The 9,246-nt window shown below is 63.9% G+C and carries 4 protein-coding genes, 1 rRNA gene and 3 pseudogenes; 3 read left to right on the plus strand and 5 right to left on the minus strand.

The annotated features are described in order from the left end of the window. Nucleotides 1-74: 74 nt before the first annotated feature. Nucleotides 75-190: ribosomal RNA gene (gene rrf / locus G3436_RS17580) — 5S ribosomal RNA — on the plus strand. Nucleotides 191-273: 83 nt separating this feature from the next. Here the strand turns inward: rrf and G3436_RS17585 are convergent. The 5 genes and pseudogenes from G3436_RS17585 to G3436_RS17605 all read right to left on the minus strand — a co-directional run bounded on the left by G3436_RS17585 (nt 274) and on the right by G3436_RS17605 (nt 6,361). Next, nucleotides 274-1,458, minus strand: a complete 1,185-nt coding sequence (locus tag G3436_RS17585; RefSeq protein WP_163947450.1) for a PepSY-associated TM helix domain-containing protein — start codon at nt 1,456-1,458, stop codon at nt 274-276. Nucleotides 1,459-1,542: 84 nt separating this feature from the next. Next, nucleotides 1,543-4,046: pseudogene (locus tag G3436_RS17590) on the minus strand (TonB-dependent siderophore receptor). Between the two features lie 90 nt (nt 4,047-4,136). Further along, nucleotides 4,137-5,105: a FecR domain-containing protein gene (locus tag G3436_RS17595; protein ID WP_163947453.1), complete on the minus strand. Its 969-nt coding sequence runs from the start codon at nt 5,103-5,105 to the stop codon at nt 4,137-4,139. Next, entirely contained in the window at nt 5,095-5,592 is a 498-nt protein-coding gene (locus tag G3436_RS17600; protein ID WP_163947455.1) for a sigma-70 family RNA polymerase sigma factor, read from the minus strand. The genes G3436_RS17595 and G3436_RS17600 overlap by 11 nt, the downstream gene beginning before the upstream one ends. An 80-nt stretch (nt 5,593-5,672) precedes the next feature. Continuing rightward, nucleotides 5,673-6,361, minus strand: a pseudogene (locus G3436_RS17605) (GntR family transcriptional regulator). Between the two features lie 214 nt (nt 6,362-6,575). Between G3436_RS17605 and lapG the strand changes: the two are divergent. Then, on the plus strand, nt 6,576-7,268 hold the full coding sequence (gene lapG, locus G3436_RS17610) for a cysteine protease LapG (RefSeq protein WP_243667203.1): 693 nt from the start codon (nt 6,576-6,578) through the stop codon (nt 7,266-7,268). Nucleotides 7,269-7,277: 9 nt separating this feature from the next. Beyond that, nucleotides 7,278-9,220: pseudogene (gene lapD, locus G3436_RS17615) on the plus strand (cyclic di-GMP receptor LapD). Nucleotides 9,221-9,246 lie beyond the last annotated feature (26 nt).

The raw sequence follows: 9,246 nt of genomic DNA on the forward strand, positions 1-9,246 counted from the left end.
TTTTGTCTTTATAGAGTAGAAGCATCAAGAATTTCGCTGGCTCGTTCGCACGAACGATCCGGCACACAGAATTTCTTGACGACCATAGAGCATTGGAACCACCTGATCCCATCCCGAACTCAGTAGTGAAACGATGCATCGCCGATGGTAGTGTGGGGTTTCCCCATGTGAGAGTAGGTCATCGTCAAGATTGAATTCCAGAACCCCTGTCAGCGTTGCTGACAGGGGTTTTGTCTTTTCAGGGGCTGGAGACTGTGTGGGCGGAGCCGGCCTTTACGCCTGGGCTGCCCGGCGTCCCTTGCTACTGCGCCGGGCCAGCAACTTGCGCCACCCGATATACACCCCCGTCACCGACAACAGCGCAATCACCACCCCCAGCAGCGCAATCATCACCTGGCCTGTCGTACCGATGATCCTGCCGCCATGTATCGGTAGTTGCAGCCGGTAGAACTGTTCCCCCAGGGTGCCCTGGCCGGCGATCTCCTTGCCCAGCAGGCGCCCATCGGTGCCATGCAAGAACAGCCACGACTTGCCCTGCGCATCGGTGTCGTGCTGCCCGAACCCTGCCCCATAAAAGTTGTACTCGAAGCTGTAGTACAGCTCGCCGATGGGGGCCGTCAGCCCCAGCCGCTGACCCTCCTGGCGAGCCAACTGATGGGCTTGATGCCAGTTCAGCAGCGTCTGCCCCAGTTCTTCCTTTGGCAGCCTGCTACGGGCCTCATAGACGCTCGGCTCTACCGGCGAAAATATGGACACCACGGGTTTGAACACCTGGCTGGGCAGATTCATCGCCACACTGCTGATCGCCACCGGCAATAGCAGCAACCACAGCCACAATCCGCCAGCCCTGTGGATATCCATGTTCAGGCGATAGGCATGCCCGCCCTTGATCTTCCAGGCAGTGCTCCATTTGCGCCAGAACGGTCGCCCGCGCGGCAGGGTCAGCAGCACTGCGATGAAGCAGTCCAGCACCCACAGGATGGCCACCACGCCCATCAGCAACAATCCCCAGTTACCGGGAAGGGTCAGGCGGTAATGCAGTTCAAGCATGAACGGCATGAAGTTCTCCCGCGAAAAGCAGCATTCGCCCCAGTAGCGCTGGCCGAGCGTCTCGCCGCTGACCGGATCAAGGTAGAACACACTGTTCTTCTCGGCATGCGGCTGGCCGGTCGCCGGGTCGTTGCGCGGCACCATGGCCAGCAACGCCGCATGCCCTGGCTCATGGGGATACTCCATGTACCAGACCTGCAGCCGCGGGTGTGCGGCTTGAATGTTGTCCACAAGGTTGCCAGGGTCCTGCCGCAAGCCCTTGGCAGGTGCTTCATAGAACGAAGGGTTCAGCCATTCGTCGATCTCGTGATTGAACGCCAGCACACTGCCGGTCAGTCCTGCGAGGGCAAGGAACAGCGCGGTGGCCAGGCCGATGTAACGGTGCAGCACGACGTACACAGAGCGCATGGTGAACATTCCAGATCAGGTCGCCAGATGCGACAAAGCCAGCGCCCTACATCAGGCACTGGCTTTGCGGTTCATGGGGTAGGGTCAGAACTGATAGCTGAGCGTGGCGCTGACATTGCGCTCTTCACCCATGTAGCAGTAGCTCAGGCTCGCGCACGAGGCGACATAGCGTTCATTGGTCAGGTTGTTGGCATTGAGCCGCACATCCGCCCCTTTGAGCCCTACCTTGCCCAGGTCATAGCCCACCGATGCATCGAACAGGGTGTACGACGGCACCTTCATGGTGTTTTCCGCATCCGCCCAGCTGTAGCCCACATAACGTACGCCACCGCCTATACGCACACCGTCCAGCGCGCCTTGGCGCAGGTTGTAGTCTGCCCACAGCGAGGCCATCTGCTTGGGCGCCTGGGTGGGCGAGTTGCCCTGGTTGTCGAGCGTGCTGCCCAACAGCGTGCTCGGCATCGGCTTGCTGTACTCGATATCGGTGAAGGTGTAGCTGCCCAGCACCTTGAGGTTGTCGGTCACCTGCACATGCGCTTCCAGCTCCAGGCCTTGGGAGCGTACTTGCCCGACGGGGTAGTAGAAATTGTCCTGCGGCTGCTTGGTGGCCAGGTTCTCTTGCTCGATGCGGAACACCGAGGCGGTGAACAGGTTATCCGTGCCCGGTGGTTGGTACTTGATCCCGGCCTCCCACTGGGTGCCCTCGGTGGGGGCCAGCGGGTTGCCAGCGGCGTCGGCATAAGAGTTGGGGTTGAACGACTCCGAATAGCTCAGGTACGGCGCGATGCCATTGTCGAACAGGTACAGCACGCCTGCGCGGCCGGTGAGCTTGGTGCGGTCATCGCTGATCTGGGTGCCCAGCGGGCGGGTGGGCTCGGCGATTCGATTTTCATCCGACGTTTTCACCCAGTCCTGACGCACGCCGAGGAGAAGCGCCATTTATCCAGCTCGATCAGGTCCTGGGCATAGATGCCGGTCTGCTGCAGGCGCCGCGTGTAGCTGGTCGGCGCGTAATAGGTGATCTGCGAGTTGCCGTACTGCGGGTTGAAGGCATCGATAGGTGCCACGCCGCCGCTGGTCCAGTCGACGACAGTCTTGCGTCGCTGGTAGTCCAGGCCCACCAGCGTGGTGTGCTTGGCCGCGCCGGTGAAGTACTCGGCCTGCAGCATGTTGTCGATGATGTAGGAGTGCAGCTTCTCGTCGGCACCGGTGTAGTAACGGTTCAGGCTGTTGCTGGTGGGCGACGTGTAGCCCCAGGCATACACCTGGTCCATTGCCACCGTCGAGTCCAGGTAGCGGAAGTTCTGCCGGGCGGTGAACACGTCATTGAAGCGATGTTCGAACTGATAGCCGAACGACTGCTGGTTGCGCTTATAACTGTCGACGCCCGGCTCGCCTTCGAAGAAGTGCTCCGAAATACGCTGGCCATTGCGCTGGTGCAGCGCGCCATCGGCTGGTACGCCGGCGTGGTAGCCGCCCTCCGGATCGTTCTGCAGGTAAGCCTGCAACGTCAGCGAGGTGTCTTCGCTGAAGTCGATGCTCAGCGTCGGCGCCAGGGCGTAACGTTTTTCTTCGTTGTGGTCGAACTGGGTGTCGGACTGATGCGTCAGGCCGGTCAGGCGATAGGCGATGCGCTTGTCCTCGTCCAGCGGGCCGCTGAAGTCGAAGCCCACGCCACGCTGGCCCTGGCTGCCGACGCTGGCCTGCACCTGGCGAAGGGGCTGGTACAGCGGCTTCTTGGTGGTAAGCGCCACCAGCCCGCCCGGCGAGCTGCGGCCATACAGCACCGAAGACGGGCCCTTGAGGATATCCACGCGCTCAAGGAAATAAGGGTCGATCTGCAGGGTACTGAAGGTGCCGCTGTCGCCCATCGACTTCAGGCCGTCGATGTAGATATTGTCGACCGACCCATCGTTGAAGCCGCGCATCGCCACATAGTCATAGCGGTGGGTCGCGCCATACGGGTTGGTCAGCACGCCGGGGGTGTAGCGCATGGTCTGCGAGACCGTCTGCGCGCCCTGGTCGTCCATCTGCTGACGCGTGACCACCGAGACCGACTGCGAGGTCTCCAGCAGCGCGGTACTGGTCTTGGTCGCCACCTGGCTGTGGGTGGCGTTGTAGCCTTCCATGCTGCCCAGCGCATTGCCCAGGGCGAAGCCACGCACATCGCTGCTCGGCAGCGCGAGGGCGGCGTCCTGTGCCACGGCGTGCAGCACGTAGCGGCTGCCATCCTGGCTCACCGCCTCCAGGCCCGAGCCTTCCAGCAACCGGCGCAGGGCCTGGTCGGTGGCATAGCGGCCCTGCAGGCCGGGCGACTGCGCACCCTGGGTCATTTGTGGGGTGCTCGACAAGGTGATGCCGGCCTGGCGCGCAAACTGGTTGAGCACCTCGTCCAGTGAGCCTGCGGCAATCGCATACTGCTGGCTGACGCTGCTCGCCGGCTGTGCCAGCGCTGCCAGCGGAACGCCGACAAGGCTTATGAGCGTACCGAACAGCGCGGCACGCACGGCTTTGCCGAGGAGTGAATCTAAGACAGGTTGAAACTCATTACTGTCATCAGGCTGCAGCAGGGGCAGGGCTTTGCGCATGAAGGTATCCGTAGGGTCGGTAAGGCAGAATGGAGTGGCTTACTGACCTAGCCGGACTCAGCGAAAAACCCCGCCAAAAAAATCAGGCGCTCACGCCAGCCGTTCCAGGCGCACCCACCAGCGCGTGCGGTAGCTGACCTTGACCGGCAGCGTCTGGGGCAACAGTTGCAGCAGCTTGTCGGTGTCTTCGAGGCGAAATACCCCGGACAGGCGCAGGTTGCGGATGTCGTGTGTACAGCTCAGGTAGCCATGGCGATAACGCGCCACCTCGTCGAGGAAGTCCCCCAGGCGCATGCTGCGTGTAACGATCAGCCCGTCAGCCCAGGCGCCGGCATCCATGTCTTGCTGCTGCACCGGTGTTGCGCCCTGTGCATCGACCAGGAAGGCTTCGCCGCTGCGTACCCATTGCAGGCCGCCAGCGCCGGGCGAGTGGATTGCCACGTTGCCCTGGCTGACACTCACGCGGGTACAGTTGCGTTCCTGGCGCACCACGAAGCGCCCGTCGAAACCTTCGAGCAGGGCCTCGCGGGTCCTGACCCACAGTGGTCGCCCTGCGGCACCGGCCGGGTGCTGGGCACAGGTCAGCATCAGCTCGCCATGCTTGAGCTGCACCAGGCGCTGGCGATCATCGAACGCAAGGTCCGCTGCCGTGTGGGTGTTGAGGTCGAGCACGGTGCCGTCCGGCAGGCGCACACTGCGGCGCTCGCCGGTGGCGGTGGCAACATCCGATGTCCAGGGGTCGAGTACGCCCAGGTCCTTGCCCAGCCAGGCTGCCGAGCCCATTGCCAACACCCCGCCGAGCAGCTTCAGCGCCTGGCGCCGTTGCAGGCGTTGCTGGCTGCTCTCCAGGGTCTGCAGGGCCACCACGCCTGCGCCGGGTACCGCGCGCAGGTTCATTTCCTGCTGCAGGCTGTGCACCCGCTGCCAGGCCAGTTCGTGCTCATGGTGGGCACTGCGCCATTGTTCGCACTGCAGCAGCAGGTGCGGGCTGTCGCCGCTTTCGCGTACCCGCAGCATCCAGTGGATGGCCTGTTTGACCACGTGTGGGCTAGGGTTCATAGCGCAACACGTAGCAGTGGTACAGCGCATCGGCCACGTGGCGCTCTACCGAGCGCAGCGAAATACCCATCTGTTCGGCGATCTGCCTGTGGCTCAGGCCTTCGCACTGGGCCAGCAGGAACGCGGTGCGCACCTTGGGCTTGAGCCCGTCAAGCAGGCGCGCGATGCGTTCCAGCAGCTCCAGCAGCAGTTCACGGGTTTCCGGCGAGGGCACCTGGGCCTCAGGCAGGTGTGCCAAGGCTTCGAGGTAGGCGCGCTGCAGCTCCGCGCGGCGCCAATGGTCGATCACCAGGCCGCGCGCGATGGTGCGTAGAAACGCACGCGGTGCACTCAGCTCCAGCTGTTCGTGGCGCTGCAACAGGCGCACGAAGGTGTCCTGGGCCAGGTCTGCGGCATCGGCGGCATTGCCCAGCCGGCAGCGCAGCCAGGTGTTCAGCCAACTGTGATGTTGCCGATAGAGCGTGTGCACGGAGTCGTGAGAGGGCATGGAGGCGCGCTGTCGGGGTCATAAATGATAATTAGTCTCATTGTTATAGCGCCTCGAACAATTTGCAACCGGCGGCGCCCTCAGCGCTGCGGCTGGCGGGTCAGGTACTGCCTGATGGCCTGCATGCCCTTGTTCAGGTGCTGCTCGAGCAGGTGCACGGCCTCATCCACACGCTTGTGCTGCGCTGCGTCCACCAGGGCGATATGGTCGTCCTGGGTCAGCTTGCCAAGGCCCATCGACGACAGGTGAAAACGCAGGAAGCGTGCCTCTTCGCACAACTCGCTGTCGATCAGGCGCAACAGCTTCTGGTTCGGTGCCCTGCGGTACAGGGTCATGTGCAACAGCCGGTTGAGCTGGCCGATTTCGGCGTGGCGGGTTTCGTTTTCCAGTTGCTCGATGTAACGGCGCGCCTGGGCGATATCCTCGCCATCCAGCAAGGGCACCGACTGGCGCAGCGCTTCGCTCTCGAGGATGACCCGCAGGCCATAGGCGTCCACGGCATCTTCACCGATCAGCGGTGCCACCACTGCGCCCTTGTGCGCCACCACCTGCAACAGCGATTGCGCCTCCAGCTGGCGCAACGCTTCGCGCACCGGCATGCGGCTCACACCGAACAGCGTGGCCAGTTCCTGTTGGCGCAAGGCCATGCCGGCGCCAGCCGGCCATCGAGAATGGCGCTGCGCAAGCGCTCTTCAATCACGCTGCGCGCCAGGTGGGCGGGCACCTGCTCGTCGCCCAGGATGCTCAGGAGTTTGATTTTTTCGGCCACGCTGACTGCCCTGCTAGCGATAGAAGTTGGATCCAATGACCCTAGTGTTGACGTTTAAGCCTGTCAAATGCGGGTCGCTGGTGGCCCGCTGGCTTACGCGTCAACTATCGTGAATGAAGTCGCAGCGCTTGGGAAGCTCGCCGCCGTGCGCCATTGTCTTTTGCCTGCCCAGCCTGCACCATCGCGATTCCACGTTCTGCATGGACCGCCGGCCTTGGCGATACGATGGGCTTTCCCTCTGACCCTGCGCCGGGCTGGCCTGGCGCTGCTGCTCGGCTGTGTGTTGCTGGGCAACCTGCGCGCAGAGTGGGATTTCTCCCAGATCAGCCGCAAGGCCCAGGCCCTGTACGGGCCGCTCGGCGCCGGCCAGCAGCGTATCGATGCCTGGCAGCAACTGCTCGCCACCAGCAGGCAACTCGACGAAACCCAGCAACTGCAGGTGGTCAACCAGTTCTTCAACAGCCAGTTGCGCTATGTCGAAGACCTCGACCTGTGGCGCGAGGTCGACTACTGGGCCACGCCCATCCAGTCGTTGATCAAGGGGGCCGGCGACTGCGAAGACTACGCCATCGCCAAATATTTCAGCCTGCGTCGCCTGGGCATTGCCAGCGAAAAATTGCGCATCACCTATGTCAAGGCGTTGCGCCAGAATCGCGCGCACATGGTCCTGACCTACTATTCCACTCCAGAGGCCATGCCGTTGGTGCTCGACAGCCTGATCGACAGTATCGAGCCGGCCAGCCAGCGTAGCGACCTGTTGCCGGTGTATGCGTTCAACGGCGAGGGCATGTGGCTGACCGGCGCGGGCGGCAACCGTAAGGTCGGCGACAGCAAGCGGCTGTCGCGTTGGCAGGATCTGTTGAAAAAGATGCAGGCCGAAGGCTTTCCCGCCGAGCCGGTCAATTGAGGAGTCCAGATGTCACTGTTCAAGCAATTGCTGCTCGCCATCTGCCTGTTCCTGGTGGTCGCCTTCAGCGGCAGCTTCATGGTCAGCCTGGAAAGCTCGCGTAGCCAATACGTCAACCAGTTGCGCTCGCATGCCCAGGACGGCGCCACCGCACTGGCGCTGTCGCTGACGCCCAACATCGATGACCCGGCAATGGTCGAACTGCTGGTCAGCTCGATGTTCGACAGCGGTTACTACGCCAGTATCCGTGTCGTCGACCTGGCGTCCAATGCCCTGCTGGTCGAGCGCCATGCCGAGCCTGACCGCGGCGCGGTGCCGCGCTGGTTCATCGGCCTGATCGGGCTGGAGCCGGCGGGCGGTGATGCCATCGTCAGCCGTGGCTGGCAGCAGGCGGCGCGGGTCGAGGTGGTCAGCCACCCGATGTTCGCCCTGACCAAGCTCTGGCGCAGTGCACTGGGCAGCCTGGCCTGGCTGCTGCTGTGTGGCGTGCTCAGTGCCCTGCTCGGTGCGCTGCTGCTACGCCGCAGCTCAAGCCGCTGGACTACATGGTGGCGCAGTCCCAGGCCATCGCACGGCGCGAGTTCCTCAGCCTGGGGCAGTTGCCGCGCACGCCCGAGCTGCGCCGAGTGGTACAGGCGATGAACCAGATGGTCGAGAAGCTCAAGGCGCTGTTCCACGAGCAGGCCCAGCGCAGTGAAGCGCTGCGTGCCGAGGCCTGGCAAGACAGCCTTACCGGGCTGGGCAACCGGCGGTATTTCGAGATGCAGTTGGCGGCACGCCTCAGCCCGTTGGACGAGGCGCGCCCCGGCTACCTGCTGGTGCTGCGCGTGCAGGACCTGGCCGGGCTCAACCAGCGCCTGGGTGGGCAACGTACCGATGCGCTGCTGCAGGCGGTGGCGCAGCAGTTGCGGCGCGTCTGCGCGCACTACCCCAAAACCCTCAACCTGATCGCGCGTAGCCGCGGCGGTGAATTTGCCGTGCTGGCGCCTGGCCTGGTGCAGGACGAGGCGCTGCACCTGGTGCAGGAGCTGGAGCAGACGTTGCACAGCCTGCACGAGACGGCGGCATCCGACCTGAACCCGGTGGCCTGGATCGGGCTCACCCCGTACAGCCCTGGCGATGCGCCCGCAGCGCTGTTGGCGCGGGCTGATGAGGCACTGGCGCAAGCGCAAAGCCAGGCCACGCCATGCTGGGCGTGCCTGGCGCCGCAGGTTGTGGCGCGGGCCGACCGCCAGGGCTGGCATGCCTTGCTGGAGCAGGCGCTGGAGCAGGGCCGCTTCGAATTGTTCTTCCAGCCCGTGGTGGCGAGCGATGACCTCGGCCGGGTGTTGCACTACAAGGTGCTGTCGCGGCTGTCCGATGAGCATGCCCAGACCCTCGCCGCCGGGCGCTTCCTGCCCTGGCTGGAGCGCTTCGGCTGGTCGAGCCGGCATGACCTGCTGATGCTCGAACGGGTATTGGCACAGCTGCCCAGCCACGACCAGGTGCTGGCGCTGAACCTTTCGGCGGCGACCCTGGCCGACCCGCAGGCGTTGCAACGGGTGTATGAACTGCTGGGGCGGCATCCGGCGCTGGGCCGGCGCCTGGTGCTGGAAATCGGAGAAGAGCAGTTGCCCGACCAGGCTGCGCTGGAGCAGCTGGCGCGACGCTTGCGCAGCCTGGGCTTCAGCCTGAGCCTGCAGCATTTCGGCGGGCGCTTCAGCATGATCGGCAACCTGGCCCACCTGGGGCTGGGCTATCTCAAGATCGACGGCAGCTTTATCCGCGCCATCGACCAGGAGCAGCACAAGCGCCTGTTCATCGAGGCGATCCAGCGCGCCGCGCACAGCATCGACCTGCCGTTGATCGCCGAGCGCGTGGAGACCGAAGGGGAGTTGCAGGTGTTGCGCGAGATGGGGATTGTCGGGGTACAGGGGCAGTTGATCGGTGAGCCGCGCCCCTGGGCCTTGTAGCGTCTGTGAGGGCCCTTTCGCTGGCA

This window comes from Pseudomonas brassicae (assembly GCF_010671725.1).
Classification (GTDB): Bacteria; Pseudomonadota; Gammaproteobacteria; order Pseudomonadales; family Pseudomonadaceae; genus Aquipseudomonas; species Aquipseudomonas brassicae.

Coding starts and splice junctions, on each gene's coding strand:
- G3436_RS17585 (WP_163947450.1), bottom strand. CDS start 1,458: ATGCGCTCTGTGTACGTCGTGCTGCACCGTTACATCGGCCTGGCCACC.
- G3436_RS17600 (WP_163947455.1), bottom strand. CDS start 5,592: ATGCCCTCTCACGACTCCGTGCACACGCTCTATCGGCAACATCACAGT.
- G3436_RS17595 (WP_163947453.1), bottom strand. CDS start 5,105: ATGAACCCTAGCCCACACGTGGTCAAACAGGCCATCCACTGGATGCTG.